The organism is Kribbella swartbergensis (genome assembly GCF_054784135.1).
The window spans coordinates 206,795-222,835 of record NZ_BAAGPM010000008.1 but is presented as its reverse complement, the minus strand read 5'-3'; the positions used below and the strand labels follow the sequence as shown (position 1 = coordinate 222,835).

Annotated in this window: 16 protein-coding genes; 9 read left to right on the top strand and 7 right to left on the bottom strand. The window is 69.4% G+C overall.

Going from position 1 to position 16,041, the window contains the following annotated elements; genetic code table 11:
• The first annotated feature begins 70 nt into the window (after positions 1–70).
• The 6 genes from ACYVOK_RS04745 to ACYVOK_RS04720 all read left to right on the top strand — a co-directional run bounded on the left by ACYVOK_RS04745 (position 71) and on the right by ACYVOK_RS04720 (position 6,483).
• Positions 71–700 (top strand): class E sortase, encoded by a 630-nt coding sequence (locus tag ACYVOK_RS04745; protein WP_460660985.1) that lies wholly within the window; start codon positions 71–73, stop codon positions 698–700.
• Positions 701–728: 28 nt separating this feature from the next.
• Entirely contained in the window at positions 729–1,274 is a 546-nt protein-coding gene (pyrE, locus tag ACYVOK_RS04740; protein ID WP_460660984.1) for an orotate phosphoribosyltransferase, read from the top strand.
• Positions 1,274–1,990 carry a hypothetical protein gene (locus ACYVOK_RS04735; RefSeq protein ID WP_460660983.1) on the top strand — a complete coding sequence of 239 codons (717 nt, stop codon included), beginning with the start codon at positions 1,274–1,276 and terminating at the stop codon, positions 1,988–1,990. The genes pyrE and ACYVOK_RS04735 overlap by 1 nt, the downstream gene beginning before the upstream one ends.
• Before the next feature lie 39 nt (positions 1,991–2,029).
• Positions 2,030–2,767 carry a LemA family protein gene (locus ACYVOK_RS04730; RefSeq protein WP_460660982.1) on the top strand — a complete coding sequence of 246 codons (738 nt, stop codon included), beginning with the start codon at positions 2,030–2,032 and terminating at the stop codon, positions 2,765–2,767.
• 219 nt (positions 2,768–2,986) lie between these two features.
• Positions 2,987–5,971: an AfsR/SARP family transcriptional regulator gene (locus ACYVOK_RS04725; RefSeq protein WP_460660981.1), complete on the top strand. Its 2,985-nt coding sequence runs from the start codon at positions 2,987–2,989 to the stop codon at positions 5,969–5,971.
• A gap of 122 nt (positions 5,972–6,093) precedes the next feature.
• Entirely contained in the window at positions 6,094–6,483 is a 390-nt protein-coding gene (locus ACYVOK_RS04720) for a hypothetical protein (protein ID WP_460660980.1), read from the top strand.
• Positions 6,484–6,498: 15 nt separating this feature from the next.
• Here the strand turns inward: ACYVOK_RS04720 and ACYVOK_RS04715 are convergent, their stop codons facing one another.
• Positions 6,499–7,209, bottom strand: coding sequence for a DedA family protein (locus ACYVOK_RS04715; protein ID WP_460660979.1), 711 nt, complete (start codon positions 7,207–7,209; stop codon positions 6,499–6,501).
• A gap of 72 nt (positions 7,210–7,281) precedes the next feature.
• Between ACYVOK_RS04715 and ACYVOK_RS04710 the strand changes: the two genes are divergently transcribed.
• The 3 genes from ACYVOK_RS04710 to ACYVOK_RS04700 all read left to right on the top strand — a co-directional run bounded on the left by ACYVOK_RS04710 (position 7,282) and on the right by ACYVOK_RS04700 (position 9,457).
• Positions 7,282–7,902 carry a TrmH family RNA methyltransferase gene (locus ACYVOK_RS04710; RefSeq protein WP_460661255.1) on the top strand — a complete coding sequence of 207 codons (621 nt, stop codon included), beginning with the start codon at positions 7,282–7,284 and terminating at the stop codon, positions 7,900–7,902.
• Between the two features lie 3 nt (positions 7,903–7,905).
• On the top strand, positions 7,906–9,135 hold the full coding sequence (locus ACYVOK_RS04705) for an alpha-amylase family glycosyl hydrolase (RefSeq protein ID WP_460660978.1): 1,230 nt from the start codon (positions 7,906–7,908) through the stop codon (positions 9,133–9,135).
• A gap of 133 nt (positions 9,136–9,268) precedes the next feature.
• Positions 9,269–9,457, top strand: coding sequence for a hypothetical protein (locus ACYVOK_RS04700; protein ID WP_460660977.1), 189 nt, complete (start codon positions 9,269–9,271; stop codon positions 9,455–9,457).
• 147 nt (positions 9,458–9,604) lie between these two features.
• Here the strand turns inward: ACYVOK_RS04700 and ACYVOK_RS04695 are convergent, their stop codons facing one another.
• The 6 genes from ACYVOK_RS04695 to ACYVOK_RS04670 are packed head-to-tail and all read right to left on the bottom strand — an operon-like array spanning position 9,605 to position 16,026.
• Positions 9,605–11,341: an FAD-dependent oxidoreductase gene (locus ACYVOK_RS04695; RefSeq protein ID WP_460660976.1), complete on the bottom strand. Its 1,737-nt coding sequence runs from the start codon at positions 11,339–11,341 to the stop codon at positions 9,605–9,607.
• Positions 11,338–12,222 (bottom strand): intradiol ring-cleavage dioxygenase, encoded by an 885-nt coding sequence (locus tag ACYVOK_RS04690; RefSeq protein ID WP_460660975.1) that lies wholly within the window; start codon positions 12,220–12,222, stop codon positions 11,338–11,340. Before ACYVOK_RS04690 ends, ACYVOK_RS04695 begins: the two co-directional genes overlap by 4 nt.
• Positions 12,219–13,409 (bottom strand): thiolase family protein, encoded by a 1,191-nt coding sequence (locus tag ACYVOK_RS04685; protein ID WP_460660974.1) that lies wholly within the window; start codon positions 13,407–13,409, stop codon positions 12,219–12,221. The genes ACYVOK_RS04690 and ACYVOK_RS04685 overlap by 4 nt, the downstream gene beginning before the upstream one ends.
• Positions 13,406–14,455, bottom strand: a complete 1,050-nt coding sequence (locus ACYVOK_RS04680) for a maleylacetate reductase (RefSeq protein ID WP_460660973.1) — start codon at positions 14,453–14,455, stop codon at positions 13,406–13,408. The genes ACYVOK_RS04685 and ACYVOK_RS04680 overlap by 4 nt, the downstream gene beginning before the upstream one ends.
• A complete protein-coding gene (locus tag ACYVOK_RS04675; protein ID WP_460660972.1) occupies positions 14,448–15,203 on the bottom strand; it encodes a CoA-transferase subunit beta in 756 nt (251 codons plus the stop codon). Before ACYVOK_RS04675 ends, ACYVOK_RS04680 begins: the two co-directional genes overlap by 8 nt.
• Complete coding sequence (locus ACYVOK_RS04670) at positions 15,196–16,026, bottom strand: CoA transferase subunit A (RefSeq protein WP_460660971.1); 831 nt, start codon at positions 16,024–16,026, stop codon at positions 15,196–15,198. The genes ACYVOK_RS04675 and ACYVOK_RS04670 overlap by 8 nt, the downstream gene beginning before the upstream one ends.
• Positions 16,027–16,041 lie beyond the last annotated feature (15 nt).

Genomic DNA, 16,041 nt, shown 5'->3' with positions numbered 1-16,041 from the left:
CCCGGGCAACCACCGGCGTCCATCGACACGTCGTACACAGCCTTTTCAGATCATCTGCATACTTGTCCGCATGGCGCGGGGCGTGGTGCGGGGACTGGGGGTCGTCCTGCTGGTGGCGGGACTCGGGCTGCTGGGGTGGGTCGGCTGGCAGTACTTCGGGACCGGGATCACCTCCGACCGGAAGATGGGCGAGGCGGAGAACGCGCTGCGTGAGCAGTGGGCGAAACCGGCCCCGTCCGAGGTCGCGCCGGCAACCGGTGAGCCGATCGTGCTGCTGCGGATCCCGAAGTTCGGCAAGGACTGGGAGAAACCTGTCGTGGAAGGGGTCGGCAAGGACGACCTGGCCCGTGGGATCGGGCACTACCCGCAGACCCAGCTCCCCGGCCGGCCGGGGAATTTCGCGATCGCCGGGCACCGGGTCACGCACGGATCTCCGTTCCGCAAACTGCTCGAGCTTCGCAAGGGCGACGAGGTGATCGTCGAGACCGCGGAGGCCGTCTACACCTACGAACTCGACGGATCGCCGCGCGACCTGACCGTGAAGCCGACCGACAACTGGGTCCTCGATCCTGTCCCCGGGAAACCGCGAGAGACCCCGACGAAGTCGATCATCACGCTGACCACCTGCCAGGACCTGTTCCACTCCCCGGACAGATCGGTGGCCTTCGGTCATCTGGTGAAGGTGAGCAAGAAGGCCTGAACTCAGCGGTGAACTAGGCTGAGGCGCCATGAGCTACGACCGGGACGGACTGCTGGAGCAGGTGAAGTCGAAGGCCGTCGTGCACGGCCGGGTGACGCTGGCGTCGGGGAAGGAAGCCGACTACTACGTCGACCTGCGCCGGATCACGCTGGACGCGGACGCGGCCCCGCTGATCGGCCCCGCGATGCTCGAACTGACCAAGGATCTCGAGTACGACGCGGTCGGCGGACTGACTCTCGGCGCGGACCCGGTCGCGATGTCGATGCTGCACGCGGCCGCGCAGCAGGGCCGCCGGCTGGACGCGTTCGTCGTCCGCAAGGCCGAGAAGACGCACGGCCTGCAGCGCCGGATCGAAGGCCCGGACGTGAAGGGCCGCCGGGTGCTCGCGGTCGAGGACACCTCCACCACCGGCGGCTCGGTGCTGACCGCGGTCGAGGCGCTGCGTGAGGCCGGCGCCGAGGTGGTCGCGGTGGCGGTGATCGTGGATCGGGCGACCGGCGCGCAGGAGAAGGTGGAGTCGGAGGGCCTGGAGTACCGGGCCGTGTTCGGGCTCGAGGACCTCGGGCTCGGCTGATGGAGTTCAACCCGGCGCTGCTCGTGCCGATCGCCTTCGTGGTCGCGCTCGGCATCTTCTACCTGAACCACCTGGCCGCGAAGAAGCGGCGCGGGCTGTTCGCCGGGTTCGCCGCACAGCAGGGCTGGACGTACCAGCCGGCCAACAACGCTCTGGCCGGCCAATGGTCGGGTACGCCGTTCCGGACCGGGGACAACTGGCAGGTCAAGAACGTGCTGTCCGGCGCGTTCAACGGTCACCAGATGGTTGCCTTCGACTACAGCTACCAGACCCACTCGACCGACTCGAAGGGCCGCCGTACGACGACCACGCACAAGTTCGGCGTCGTCGTACTGCAACTGCCCGGGGCGCTGCCGCACCTGGAGGTCACGCACGAGGGGATCTTCGGCGGGGCGGTGGCGAACGCGTTCGGGTTCCGCGACCTCCAGTTCGAGAGCGACCAGTTCAACCGGGCGTTCCGGGTGAAGGCGGACGACGAGCGGTTCGGGCACGCGGTGGTGACGCCGAGGATGATGGAACTGCTGCTGGCCCGCGGCGAGATCGGCTGGCGGATCGAGGGCAATTCGCTGGTCGGCTGGGACAAGGGCGCGCACGACCCGGCCGAGGTGATGAACCGGCTGTCCCTGCTGCAACAGGTGGTCGAGCAGGTCCCGCCGTACGTCTGGAAGGACTACGCCGGCGTCGACCCGCGGGTCGGGGGACCTCATCACCCGTAGAGTCGCACCTGAGCATCGCCGACACTCGGGAGCAGGGGAATGCTGACCTTCGTCATCGTCGCGGTCGTCGCGGTCGTCGTGATCGTGGGAATCGCGCTGGTCGTGTCGTACAACCGGTTCGTCAAGCAGCGGAACCTGATCCAGGAGTCGTGGCGCCAGATCGACGTCGAACTGCACCGTCGCTACGACCTGATCCCGAACCTGGTCGAGACGGTCCGGGCGTACGCCGCGCACGAACGGCACGTGTTCGAGGAGGTCGCCCGGCTGCGGACCCAGGCGGTGAACGTGCAGGGCGCCCCGCCGGAGCAGCGGGCCGCCGCGGAGAGCGAGCTGTCCGGTGCGCTGCGTCAGCTGATGGTCTCGGTCGAGGCGTACCCGCAGCTGCGATCGAACCAGAACTTCCTCCACCTGCAGCGCGAGCTGACCGACACCGAGGACCGGATCGCGGCCGGCCGGCGGTTCTTCAACGCCAATGTGGGCGACTACAACACCCGGGTCGAGGCGTTCCCGTCGAACGTCGTCGCGAACTCCTTCAAGTTCGAGAAGGCCGGGTACTTCGAGGTCAAGGACGAGCAGGTGCGGTCGGTGCCGCAGGTCTCGTTCGGGACGATCGGCTCGGTCGCCGGTGAGCAGGCGCCGCCGCAGATGCAGTCCGGGCCACAGGCGTCGGGTCAGATCCACCCGCAGATTCCGGGGGGTCAGCCACCGGTGGGCGGCCCGCCTGCGGGTTCCCCCAGCCCGCAGGACGGACAGCCGCCGTTCACCGGTGGCCACTAGGCACCGGTTCCCCGTGGTTCGAGGCCCCCGACCCCGAGCTCCCTACCAGTGCCAGACCCGGGCGTGACGGCGGTCAAGTCATCACTCCCGGGCCTGTCCTCCCCCCGGTACCGGTGTCAACAGTGCCGCAGCGAGATACATCCGGCGTACATCGGCCTTCCGCAGGAGTACAACGGGATGCCACGATAGGTCGGTTCAACAGTGGGAGAGGGCAGGCACGTGGACAGTCTGAGGTACGGAATCCTCGGACCTCTGCGTCTCGGCCACGTCCACGGGCAGCCGCTCCGGGCCGCCAAGCCGCGTCAGCTGCTGGCCACCCTGCTGCTGCACCCGAACCGGTTCGTCTCGACCGACCTGATCGCCGACGCGCTCTGGGAGAACAATCCGCCCCGGTCCGCGACCGCCAACATCCGGACCTATGTCCGGGCACTGCGTGGCGTGCTGCAGGAGGCCGGGCTGCCCGCTCCGATCGACACCTCGGCGGCCGGCTACAGCATCGAGGTCGGCGTCGACGAGCTGGACGCCAGCCTGTTCGAGTCGCTGCTCGCCGAGGGGGGCCACCTCCGGGACGCCGGTGAGGGCCGCCAGGCCATGCAGGTGCTGTCCCGGGCGTACGCACTCTGGCGCGGCCGCCCGCTCGAGGACCTGCCGATCCCGGCCGCGTGGGAGGGTTCGCTCGCCCGCCTGGAGGCGCAGCACCGCGGCCTGGTCGACACACTGCTGGAACTCCGGCTGGAGCATGGCGACGCGAGCGGTGCCGCAGTCCTGCTCAGCGCGCGCCTGACCGACGACCCGTACGACGAGCAGCTCTGGCGGCGCCTGGTCGACGCGTTGCTGGCCGCCGGCCGGGTCGGTGAAGCCCGGGCCGCCTACGCCAAGGCCGTGCAGACCCTCGCGGACGAGTTGGACATCAAACCCGGCCCGGAACTCGAAGCTGCCGGAGCCCGTGCGGAGAAGGGCCGCTCCGCCAACTGGCCGAACCCGGGTATCCCCGCCACCCGTACGACTGAACGCCCCGGACAGGACGCCGTACCTCCAGGCCCGATGGCGGCGCCGGAGCTGACGGACCCGCAGCGGCCCCCGAGCCAGTTGCCCCTCGACCTGCCCGACTTCAGCGGCCGCCAGGAACACCTGGAGCAGCTCCGCGACCTCGTCTGCGGCCGCGACCCCGTCCGCCCGCCGGTCGCGGTCATCTCCGGTGCGCCCGGGACCGGGAAGACGTCGCTCGCGGTCCGGCTCGGCCATCTGGTCCGGGAGTCGTTCCCGGACGGCCAGATCTACCTGGACATGCACGGCGCGACGCAGCCGCGCGATCCGGCGGCAGCGCTCACCGATCTGCTGCTCAGCCTCAACCTGCCCGACTACGCGATCCCGACCGATCCCGAGCGGCGGTCGGCGATGCTGCGGTCCGAGCTGGCCAGCCGCCGGGTGCTGATCATCCTCGACGACGTCGCCACGGCGAGCCAGGTGACCCCGCTGATGCCCGGTACGGGCGCTTCCGCGGTCGTCGTCACCAGCCGCAACCGGTTGATGGACCTGGCGGGCGCGGACAGCTTGCCGCTGGACACCTTCGACGACGCCGAAGCGGCCGCTCTGCTCGAGCAGGTGGCCGGCACCGGCCGCGTCGACCCCGCCTCGCCGGAGGCCGAGGAGATCCTGACCGCCTGCGCGAACCTTCCGCTCGCCATCAGGATCGTCGGCAGCCGACTGGCGCAGCGGCCGGACCTCAGCCCGCGTGAGCTGGCCCGGCGGCTGCGCGACGAGTCGTCCCGGCTGGACGAGTTGAGCATCGGCGAGCTTGCCGTACGCACGAGTGCCGATCTCAGCTACGGCGCGCTCAGCCCGGAGGAGGCCCGGCTGTACCGGCTGATCGGGCACTTCGCGGTCGGAGTCTTTTCGGCCCGGGCGCTCGAGGCGGTCGCGTCGCCGGCCGCCGTACGACGCAGCCTGGACCGGCTGATCGAGGTCAACCTGGTCCGGATCAGCTCGGTCGACCACCGCGGTACGGCGCGTTACCGGGTCCACGACCTGCTCCGGCTGCACGCCCTCGGGATCGGCGACGAGGAGCAGAAGGCGCAGGCGGTCCGGGACGTGACGACGGTGCTGGACGCGATCCTGAACAAGATGCGCCGGGCCAACGCCGCGCTCGCGTTCGAGTACTTCGGCGTGCTGGAGCACACCGGGCCGGTGAGCGGGCCGGATCCGTCGCCGTTCACCGAGACCGACGCGATCGCGTGGTTCGACAGCGAACGCAGTACGTTCGTGCCCGCGATCCGGGCCGCGGCGCAGAACGGGTTGCACGACCACGCGTGGCGGATCGCGTCGGCCTGGGCGCCGTACCTGGACATGCGGGCCGGTTTCGACGACTGGAACAGCTCGCACCAGCAGGGTCTGCTCAGCGCGATGGCGTGCGGTGACCGGCGCGGTGAGGCGATCATGCACCGCAACCTCGGTCAACTCGCGCTGTACCAGGACGACTGGGACACCGCGTGGCGGCATCTGACGGCGGCCGCGGAACTGTCCGCCGAGGTCGGCGACCGGCTCGGCGAGGGCATCGCCGGCGTCGGACTCGGCACCTGGCTGCGTGAACGCGGCCGGCCGGACGAAGGGCTGCAGCAGTACGAGCAGGCCGTCGAGGCTTTCGTCGAGGTCGGCAACGCCAATGCCGAAGCGCTGGCCCGGACCGCGATCGCGAACGTCTGGCTGTCCCGCGGTGACACGGTGACGGCGGGACACTATCTGGCCAGGGCGTTCCTGCTCGCCGTACGACGGGCCGACGTCCACCGCGAGGCCAAGGTCCGGCGCCGGATCGCGGCGCTCCGGGCCAAGCAGGGGCGGTACGACCAGGCCGTCAGGCAACTGCGCACGGCGCTGGCGATCTTCACCGGCATGGGCGACGACCACTGCGCGGCGTACACCCGGGCCGACCTCGGCCAGACGCTGATGGCGCGCGGCGAGGTGGCGGCTGCGCGGAAGATGCTGCTGGACTCGATCGACATCGGCCACCGGCTCGGCGATCGCAGTGTCGAAGGGCAGGCGGCGCAGCACCTCGGGCAGTTGTACCTGTCCACGGGCAACCTCGAGTCGGCCCGCCGTACGCTCGATCGCGCCGCGCGGGTCTGGCAGCAGGCCGGGAACGACGTCCGCGCCGCGGAGTGCCGCCGCGAGCTCGCCGCCTTCGACACCACCCCCGCGGCAGGCTGATTCACGGCTGCCGGCGAATGTACGGCGGGTGTATCGCGGTCGGACAGGATCTTTCTGCCACGGCAACAGGCCGGCGGTTCGGGGGAATCGGGGGAACAGCTATGGCCTGGGGGGAGGTAGCCGTGGAGCGCCGGAGCGTCCCGCGGGTGGCGAACCCGCGGGACACCGAGGCGGCGCTGAACTGGCAACTGGAACGGGTGGGGTCGACGGCCTGGCAGGACTGGCCGTTGAAGTTCCAGCGAATGGCCTTCGGCTACGCCCAGGACAGCGGCTGGCACGATGCGGCCGACGCGGTCCGGTGGCTCGACCATCACGCCCTGCTGCAGGAGGGGGCGGCGCCACGGGGGGCGCTGGTCTGGTACCAGGCGGCTGACCGGATCCGGGTGGCGTGCTCACTCGGCTCCGGTCGGGTGGTCGGCCCGTTGCTGCGCGGTGAGGTGGAAGTGGCCCCGCTCGCCGATCTCACCACGGACTGGGTCTGGTCCGCCCCGCACTTCCCGTTCGGGCAGTAGCGCGCTGTCGCGAGATCAGTCGCCGAGGTGGTTGGTGGTGGCCGCCGGCTTCGGGGCGTCGGCGTCGTCGGCCGAGGCCGCCAGCGCGGTGATGCGGCCGCGGCGCTTGGCCAGGAACCACTCGACGAACATCGGCACCACGGAGACCAGCACGATCAGCAGGATGGCCGACTCGAGGTGCTCGTGGATGAACTTCACCCGGCCGAGGGCGTGGCCGAGCAGGGTGAGGCCGGTGGCCCACAGCACGGCGCCGACACCGGTCCAGACGAAGAACTTCCGCGGGTCCATCTTGCCCGCGCCGGCCACCACGGTGATGAACGTCCGCACGATCGGCACGAACCGGGCCAGCACCAGCGCCCGCGGGCCGTACCGTTCGAAGAACTCATGCGTTTGCTCGATGTACTTCGGCTTCAGGAACCGCGCGTTCGGGTTGGTGAACAGCGTGGTCCCGAGCACCCGGCCGATGTAGTAGCCGGACACGTTGCCGAGGAAGGCCGCCACGGTCAGGACCACACAGGTCAGCCACAGCGGTACGTCGATCGTCCCGTGCGCGACGAACAGGCCGACGGCGAACAGCAGCGAGTCGCCGGGCAGGATCGGGAACAGCAACCCGCACTCGACGAACACGACCGCGGCCGTACCCCAGAGGGCCCAGTCACCCAGCCAGTTCAGCAGGTACTCCGGGTCCATCCAGTTCGGCATGAGCATCGCGACAAGAGAAAGCACGCGGACAGGGTAGCGTCCCAACCTGTGCGTGAGCTTGTCGACGGAAGAAACCGGGACCTGATCGGTGCTGACATGGTGGGGCCGAACGAGGTCGGAGTAGGGCCGTGGGAGGGCGAATGGCCGGACGACCCGCGGTTCGACCCGGAGCTGCTCGCCCACGGCGATCGCCGCAACGTGGTGGACAAATACCGCTACTGGAAGCTCGAGGCGATCGTCGCCGACCTGGACCGGCAGCGGAACCCGTTCCACGTCGCGATCGAGAACTGGCAGCACGACCTGAACATCGGCTCGGTCGTCCGGACTGCGAACGCCTTCCTGGCCGCCGAGGTGCACATCGTCGGCAACCGGAAGTGGAACCGCCGTGGCGCGATGGTCACCGACCGTTACCAGCACGTCCGTCACCACCCGCGCCTGGAGGACCTGGCGTCGTACGCCGCCGAGCGCGGACTGCCCGTGATCGGGATCGACAACCTGCCCGGCTCGGTGCCGCTGGAGACGTACGAACTGCCCGCGGCCTGCGTCCTGCTCTTCGGCCAGGAGGGCCCGGGCCTGACCGCCGAGGCGCACGCGATCTGCACCGACGTGCTATCCATCGCCCAGTTCGGCTCGACCCGCTCCATCAACGCCAGCGCCGCGGCCGCGATCGCCCTGCACGCCTGGATCCGCCGCCACACCTTCGGCCAGAAGCCGTAGACCATGTGGGCTGACGAGACGATCTGGTGGCACGTCTACCCGCTCGGCTTCACCGGTGCGGAAATGGAGGCCGGTACGCCGCTCGTCCACCGGCTCAGCCGGTTGGAGAACTGGCTGGACTACGCGATCGACCTGGGCTGCTCGGGGCTCCTGCTCGGACCGGTGTTCGCGTCCGAGACGCACGGCTACGACACCGTGGATCACTTCCGCATCGATCCACGGCTCGGGGACGACGACGACTTCGACCGGCTCGTCGCCGCGGCTCACCGTCGCGGGCTGCGGATCGCGCTCGACGGTGTGTTCAACCACGTCGCCCGGTCCTTCGAAGGACCGCCGGAATGGTTCCGTCGTCGGGCGGACGGCTCGTACGACACCTTCGAGGGGCACGAGCATCTCGTCGCCCTCGACCACGAGCAGCCCGCGGTCGCGCAGTACGTCAACGACGTCCTGTCCCACTGGCTCGAAACCGGTGTCGACGGCTGGCGGCTCGACGCCGCGTACGCCGTACCACCGGAGTTCTGGCGTGCCGTCCTGCCGCGGGAGCGGTACCCGGATGCCTGGTTCTTCGGCGAGGTCATCCACGGCGACTACGCCGGGTACGTCGAGACGAGCGGGCTCGACTCGGTCACGCAGTACGAGCTGTGGAAGGCGATCTGGAGTTCGCTGAACGACCGCAACTTCTTCGAGCTCGCCTACGCCCTCGGCCGGCACGACGCGCTGCTCGACACGTTCGTGCCGCAGACCTTCGTCGGCAACCACGACGTGACCCGGATCGCGTCCCGGCTGGAGGACGAGAGGCACCTCGGTCACGCGCTCGCGATCCTGTTCGCGGTCGGCGGCGTTCCGAGTGTGTACTACGGCGACGAGCAGGCGTTCCGCGGTGTGAAGGAGGACCGGGCCGGCGGCGACGACGCGATCCGCCCGGCGTTCCCGGACTCGCCCGAGGACCTGGCTCCGTCCGGCCGGCCGACGTACCAGCTGCACCAGCGGTTGATCGGCGTACGGCGTCGCAACGCCTGGCTGAGCCGTGGACGGACGAAGGTCGAGCACCTCACCAACGAGACGATCGCCCTGCGGTCGACGGGGGACGGATCGGAGCTGCTCCTCCTGCTCAACATCTCGGACGAGCCCCGGCGCTTCCCGGTCGATGCGGCGCGGCTGACTGCCGACGAGCCCGCCGAGGACCCGCTGCTCGTGCCGGCGCACAGCTGGAGATTGCTGACAGGTCCGTAACTTCCACCCTGGGTGCGGCGTTGTGTTCGGTGAGTAAGTGAGGCTTCTCGACCAAAGTCAGACCCCAACTCGGGCGGGGCGGCGTGCATCGTGCACGGCGTACTGGGTTTGTGACGGGAATAGGGGGCAGTTGATGAGTTCACTGTGGGACGAGCTGATCTACGAACTGGGGACCGTGCGCGCCCTGAGCGCGGCGGCTCTGGAGGCGCGCACGGAAACGTCCCGGGTCGCGCTGATCACGTTGCTGGACGCCGAGACCGCCGAGATCTCGGCGATCCTAGACCGCATCCTGCAGGAGGCCGACCAGTCCTCAGCGGCTTAGGCCGTGTCTGGCAATTCCCCGCCTACTGCGCGGCACTCGGCACGGCACCTCGCCGCACTGGCGCGAAGGCCACGATGCTCCGCATCGCAACCTCCGCTCCAGCACGCCGATGCACCGCACCGAGCACCTGCTCGCGACGGCGCGGAATTACCAGACACGACCTAACAGCGTGAGAACCGCCTGCTGCAGCGCATCGGTGGCGTCGGCGGGGAGGTCGAAGGACCGGTAGGCGATGTGCGCGTCCGGGCGGACCAGGAGGCACCCGGCGTCGGGGATCTCGCGCACCCGCGACCAGTCGCCGTACAGGTCGTCCAGCTCCCGGCCGGGCCCGATCATGAACGGTTCGATCGGTACGCCGAGGTGTTCGGAGACGGACTGTGCCGCCTTCACCCACGCGTCGCCGCCGATACCGGTGAGCAGGGTGAACCGACCCTTGCCGACGATGTCGAGGGTGCTGACGGTGTCCGAACCGCGAGTCAGCCAGCAGTGCGGGATCCGCGCACCCGGCCAGGTCGTCGGGTGGTAGTACAGCTCGGGATCCCGGTCGTACGACGGCTCCGGCGTACCGTCGGCGATCACCGCGGCCGACCGGTAGCGCTGGCCGAGCTCGACACCGTGCGCGTTGAACTCGTAGTTCTTCAGCTCGATCGCGGCGCGCAGTTCCGCACGCTGGGCGGCACCCTCCGGGGTGTCGTCCTTGCGTGACTCGATCGTCCGCCCCTGCGGTGCGTCCGGCGTCATCCCGAGCGCCCGGAAGATCTGACCGAACTGGTTCCGGCTCTTGTTCGCCCGCTCGACGATCTGCCGCGCGATCGGCACCCGCTCCTCGTCGTAGGTGTCGAGCAGCTTCGGCGAGGCCTGTCCGCGGAGCACCAGGGCGAGCTTCCAGGCCAGGTTGTACGCGTCCTGGACCGAGGTGTTCGAGCCGAGGCCGTTGCTCGGCGGGTGCCGGTGGATCGCGTCGCCCATACAGAACACCCGGCCGTTCGAGGCCTTCTCGGCGTACATGTGGTTGACGCTCCAGACCGACGTACTCTTCAGCTTCACGTCGATGCTGTCGTCGCCGACCAGGTTGTGCACGATCTCGGTCGCCATCGCCTCGTCGACCACCGGCGCCGGCTGGGTGATGTCGTAACCCCAGACGATCAGCCACTCGTTCCACGGCCGGACCATCCGGATCAGGCCGGCGCCGATCCCGCCGATCTCCGCGCCGGGCTGCAGCACCCAGTACAGGACGCTCGGGCGATGGGCGACGTACCTGGACAGGTCGGCCTCGAAGACGATGTTCATCGAGCCCTCGACGTCCATCGCGCCGGCCATCGGCAGCCCGATGTCCTGCGCCACCTTGCTCCGGCCGCCGTCCGCACCGACCAGGTACTTCGCGCGGATCTGGTACGTCGTGTCACTCAACCGGTCGCGGACCGTCGCGGTGACGCCGTCGTCGTCCTGCTCGAGCGACAGGTACTCGGTGTTGAACCGGAGCCGTGCACCGCGACTGGCCGCCGTACTGAGCAGGATCGGCTCGAACAGCGTCTGCGGCAGGTCGCAGGGCAGCGTCGGACTCGCCTCGGTGTAGTCGGCCAGCCGGCGCGGATGCGTACCCCAGGTGCGGATCCGCCCGATCTCCTCACCGGCCAGGCTCGTGCAGAACGCCGTCTCACCCATCAGAGCGTGTTCGGTGCCCTTGTCGATCACCTGGTCCTCGATGCCCATGTCACGCATCAGTTCGATCGTGCGCTGGTTGGTGATGTGGGCACGAGGCGTGTTCGCCGTCCAGCCGTACCTGGTCAGTACGACGTTGTCGACGCCGTACGTGGACAGGAAGAGCGACGCGGCTCCGCCGGCGGGACCACTGCCGACGATGAGGACATCTGTGCTGATCACTGCGTCTCCTCGGTGGTGGCGAGCACCAAGTCGTAGTGGACGGTGTAGTAGGGCTGGTCCGGCGTCTCGCCGTACGGGGCCGGCGTGCCGGCCGGGTGTTCGGTGAACTCGGCGATCAGCGAGTCCTTGACGCCGAAGACCGCGTCGTTGGCGAGGTACTCGTCGCCGGCCGCGAACACGTGCGTGATCAGCCGCGCGTACCCGGGTGCGGTGACCATGAAGTGGATGTGGGCCGGGCGCATCGGGCCGCGGCCGCCGGCGCGGAGCAGTTCGCCGACCGGGCCGTCGTCCGGGATCGGGTAGGCGACCGGCTTCACCGACCAGAACGCATAGTTGCCTTCGGCATCGGTTCTCAGGTGGCCGCGGTTCTGCGGTACGTCGAGGCCCTTCTGGACGTCGTAGAAGCCTTCCTCGTCGGCCTGCCAGGTCTCGACCAAGGCGTCCGGGATCGGCTCGCCCTTGGTGTTCAGGACGCGCCCCGTCACCAGGCAGGGCTGTCCGGGGGCGCCGTTCGCGATGTCGCCGCCGTTCTCGACCTCGGGTGATCCCTCGACGAAGAACGGCCCGAACACGGTCGACTGGGTGGCCTCCGGCGGCTTGCGGTTCTCCAGGCCGACGGTCAGCATCGACAGCCCGAGTACGTCGGCCAGCAGCACGAACTCCTGCCGGGTACCGGTGGAGATCTGGCCGGTCCGGGTGAGGAAGTCGATCGCGGTGAAGTACTCGTCCTCGGTCAGCTCCACCTCACGGGCGAACGCGTGCAGGTGACGCACCAAGGCGGTCATGACGGTCTTGGTGCGCGGGTCGGCGCTGTGGTCGAAGCTGGCCACCACCGCCTCGGTCAACTCGTCGCCTTGCAGGTCCATCTGGTCGCTCCTCATGCTTCGATCACCATCGCCAGGCCCTGGCCCACGCCGATGCAGAGCGTTGCCAGGCCGTATCCACCGCCGCGCCGGCCGAGTTCGTGGGCGAGGGTGGTGAGAATGCGGGTGCCGGAACTGCCGAGCGGGTGGCCGAGGGCGATCGCTCCGCCGTTCACGTTCACCCTGCTCCGGTCCAGTTCAGGCCATTGCTGCAGGCAAGCAAGGCTCTGGGCCGCGTAGGCCTCGTTGAGCTCGACCAGAGTCAGGTCGCCCCAGCCGATTCCTGCCTTGGCCAAAGCTTTCCGGGATGCCTCGACCGGACCGATCCCGAAGTACTCCGGATCGACCGCGTGGACAGCCCGGCTCACGATCCGCGCCATCGGTGTGAGGCTGAGTCGCCTGGCTGCCGCTTCGGATCCGATCAGTACGGCGGACGCGCCGTCGTTCAGCGTGGATGCGTTGCCCGCGGTGACTGTGCCGTCCGACCGGAACGCCGGTTTCAGCCGGGCCATGGTTTCGACGGTGCCGCCGTCGCGGACCGACTCGTCGCGGGTCAGGGGCGGACCGTCGATGCCGAGAACTTCCCACGGCACGAGCTCGGCGTCGAAGGCGCCGGCCGCCCAGGCCTTGGCCGCCTTCTCGTGGCTCTCCAGGGCGAACAGGTCCTGGGCTTCGCGGCTGATCCGGTACTTCTCGGCGAGGAGTTCGGTCGCCTCGCCGAGAGAGATCGTCCACTCCTTCGGCATCCTCGGGTTGACCAGCCGCCAGCCGAGGGACGTCGACTCGGCGGTCAGGCTGCCGTGGGGGTAGGCGCGGTCCGGCTTCGGCAGCACCCAGGGTGCCCGGCTCATCGACTCGACGCCGCCGGCGATCACGAGGTCGGCGTCGTTCGTCTCGATCGCGCGGGCTGCCTGGATGGCTGCTTCGAGCCCGGATCCGCACAGGCGATTGACCGTCGTACCCGGAACGCTGGTGGGGAAACCGGCGAGCAGGGCGGCCATTCTGGCGACGTCGCGGTTCTCCTCGCCGGCGCCGTTCGCGTTGCCGAGGAAGACGTCGTCGAGCTCCGCCGGGTCGAGCGTCGTGCGGCTTGTGAGCTGTTTGAGCGTTGCTGCGGCGAGGTCGTCCGGCCGCGCGGACGCGAGGGCACCACCCAGCTTGCCGACCGGGGTGCGGACCGCGTCCAGGATGTAGGCCTGTCTCATCGGGGTGCTCCTTCGGGCCTGGTCCCTGCCCAGGCGCGGGTGAGGATGTCGTCGAGGACCTCGGTGGGAGCAAGGTCTGCCTTGTGAGCGGCTTCCTGGGCCTGGTCGTGGCTCAGGCCGAGATCCTTCAGGTTGGTGGGGATACCGGCCGCGGTGAACAGGTCGTAGAGGCCGGTTGCGAGATCCGTTGTTTCGAAGGCGGCTTCCAGGCGCGCCTTGGCTTGCGGTACTTCGGGCGCCTTGAGGCGGGCCACCTGGGGGAGTACGGCGGCGTGGGTCTCGGCGTGGGGGAGGTTGTAAGTGCCGCCGAGGAAATGGCAGAGCTTGTGGTGCAGGTCCGACCCGGCAGCTGCGAACGCCGAGCCGGCCAGACACGCGCCGTACAAGAGGTTGCTTCGGGCATCGATATCGGTTGGGGCTTGCAGCACGGGTTCGAGTCCCATGGCGAGCGCGCGTGCTGCTTCGACCGCGATGGTCTCGGTGATCGGGTCGGCTCGCGGCGTCCACACCGCCTCCACGCAGTGGGCAAGGGCGTTGGCGACGCTGGCCGCGGTCACCTTCTTCGGCAGGTGCAGACTCAGGACCGGGTCGTAGACCACGACCTTTGGCAACACTGCCGGATCGGATCCGGTGGTCTTGCCGTCGGCCGACGTCTCTCCCCAGACCGGGGTCATCTCGGATCCCGCGTAGGTCGTCGGCACCGCGACGATCGGCACCCCGCTCGTCAGCGCGACGGCCTTCGCCAGACCGATCGCCGACCCGCCGCCGATCGCGACCACCCCGTCGGCGCCGACCACCCTCGCCATTTCTCGAGCGTTCTCCGCGACTGCGGTCGGCACATGCTGGGTCACGCCGTCGATCCGGCCGGCGAACCGGTCGGTGAGTTGGACCTCGACCACATCCGCCGCGTCGCGGGCCGATCTGGTGGCTATCAGCAACACGCGCCGTACTCCCAGTTGCTCGACCTCGTCGGCGACCCGGTCCAGCGACCCGGCGCCCAGCACCACCCGGCCGGGCAGGAACGTGTGCACGAACCCGTCAGGCATCGAAGTCCTCCCGGCTGCGCAGGCGACGGAGAGCCGTCAGCTCCTTCTCGGTCGGCGGGTCCACCTGTTTGATGCTGTCGGCAACCTTCAGGTCCCAGCCGGTCGCCTGCCGGGCCTGGTCGACGGTCACGCCGGGATGCAGTCTGGTCAGGGTCAGCTCGTTGGTGACCGGGTCGGGTTCGAGTACGCCGTGGTCGGTGATGACGAGCGTGGGACCGGCGCCCGGGGCCTCGCGTTCGCGTCCGGTCGGGCCGTAGCCGACGGAGGTGACGAAATCGAGCTTTTCCACGAACGTCCGCGGCGACTGCTTGACGATGACGATCACCCGGCCGGCCGCCGCCGCAATCTCGGGTGCTCCGCCCGCCCCCGGCAGCCGGGTCTTGGGATTGGCGTGCTCGCCGATCACGGTCGTGTTGATGTTCCCGTACCGATCGAGCTGCGCCGCCCCGAGGAACCCGACATCGATCCGCCCGGCGCCCACCCAGTAGTTGAACATCTCCGGCACCGACACCACCGCGGTCGCCGTCGCGGCGAGATCGTCGTCACCGATGGACAACGGCAGCCGGCGAGGCTTGGCGTCGATGGCCCCCGATTCGTAGACGAGCCGGCAGTGGGGCGCGTGAGTCCGCCGAGCCAAGTTCGCCGCGAGGTTCGGGGGACCCACGCCGACCAGGCAGACGTCCCCGTCGGACAACTCCCTTGCTGCCGCCACATTCATCATGTCCGCGCTGTCCCAGGTCTCAGGCATGTGTGCCCGCCTCCTGCGCGGCTGGGAGTCCGTTGACCCGGGCCCACTCCAGGAACGCCGTACGGTCACGTGAAACGGCGTCCCACTCCTTGTAGAAGTCGTTGTCACGCACGGAGTACCCGGCGGCGTACGACGGCCACGCACCGTTCGGTACGACGGACACCGCGGACAGCACCCAGTTCGGGAGCACTACGGCGCCGGTGCGCTCCGGGAACTCGTCGACCACCTCTTCCACGGTCACGATCGCCCGGTCCGCCGCCAGCACCGCTTCGCGCTGCACGCCGGTGATACCCCACAGCATGACGTTGCCGTCGCGATCCGCCAGTTGGGCGTGGATCACCGCCACATCCGGGTTCACCGCCCTCACCGCGGCCAGTTCCTCACCGGTGAACGGGCAGGTGACCCGGCTGATGATGTCCCGCTGCTCCTCCAGATCCGTTCCGCGGTATCCGCGCAGTACGGCGAACGGCAGCCGGGCAGCGCCGGCGACGTACGCGTTGGCGAGGCCTGCGTGACTGTGCTCGTGGACGACGAGCCGATGCGGCCAGTGCTCCTCGACCGCGTCCCGGAGCCGGTGGAGTGAGCCGACACCCGGATTGCCGCCGTACGAGAACACCAACTCGTCCGCGACGCCGAGCCCGATCAGTTGGTCGTAGACGACGTCGGGCGTCATCCGGACCAGCGTCAGATGACGGCGGCCCTGCCGGGCGATCTCGTGGGCGGCCGCGAACGGGATCAGGTGGGTGAAGCCTTCGAGCGCCACGGTGTCGCCGTCGTGCACATGGGCCGCGATCGCTTCGCCGAGTGGAACTGGACTTGGCATGCGCTGCTCCGCTAC

Excerpts from the sequence above, each read along its gene's own strand:
- ACYVOK_RS04745 (WP_460660985.1), top strand. The coding sequence starts at position 71 with ATGGCGCGGGGCGTGGTGCGGGGACTGGGGGTCGTCCTGCTGGTGGCG.
- pyrE (WP_460660984.1), top strand. The coding sequence starts at position 729 with ATGAGCTACGACCGGGACGGACTGCTGGAGCAGGTGAAGTCGAAGGCC.
- ACYVOK_RS04735 (WP_460660983.1), top strand. The coding sequence starts at position 1,274 with ATGGAGTTCAACCCGGCGCTGCTCGTGCCGATCGCCTTCGTGGTCGCG.
- ACYVOK_RS04730 (WP_460660982.1), top strand. The coding sequence starts at position 2,030 with ATGCTGACCTTCGTCATCGTCGCGGTCGTCGCGGTCGTCGTGATCGTG.
- ACYVOK_RS04710 (WP_460661255.1), top strand. The coding sequence starts at position 7,282 with ATGGTGGGGCCGAACGAGGTCGGAGTAGGGCCGTGGGAGGGCGAATGG.
- ACYVOK_RS04705 (WP_460660978.1), top strand. The coding sequence starts at position 7,906 with ATGTGGGCTGACGAGACGATCTGGTGGCACGTCTACCCGCTCGGCTTC.
- ACYVOK_RS04700 (WP_460660977.1), top strand. The coding sequence starts at position 9,269 with ATGAGTTCACTGTGGGACGAGCTGATCTACGAACTGGGGACCGTGCGC.
- ACYVOK_RS04690 (WP_460660975.1), bottom strand. The coding sequence starts at position 12,222 with ATGAGGAGCGACCAGATGGACCTGCAAGGCGACGAGTTGACCGAGGCG.
- ACYVOK_RS04685 (WP_460660974.1), bottom strand. The coding sequence starts at position 13,409 with ATGAGACAGGCCTACATCCTGGACGCGGTCCGCACCCCGGTCGGCAAG.
- ACYVOK_RS04680 (WP_460660973.1), bottom strand. The coding sequence starts at position 14,455 with ATGCCTGACGGGTTCGTGCACACGTTCCTGCCCGGCCGGGTGGTGCTG.
- ACYVOK_RS04675 (WP_460660972.1), bottom strand. The coding sequence starts at position 15,203 with ATGCCTGAGACCTGGGACAGCGCGGACATGATGAATGTGGCGGCAGCA.
- ACYVOK_RS04670 (WP_460660971.1), bottom strand. The coding sequence starts at position 16,026 with ATGCCAAGTCCAGTTCCACTCGGCGAAGCGATCGCGGCCCATGTGCAC.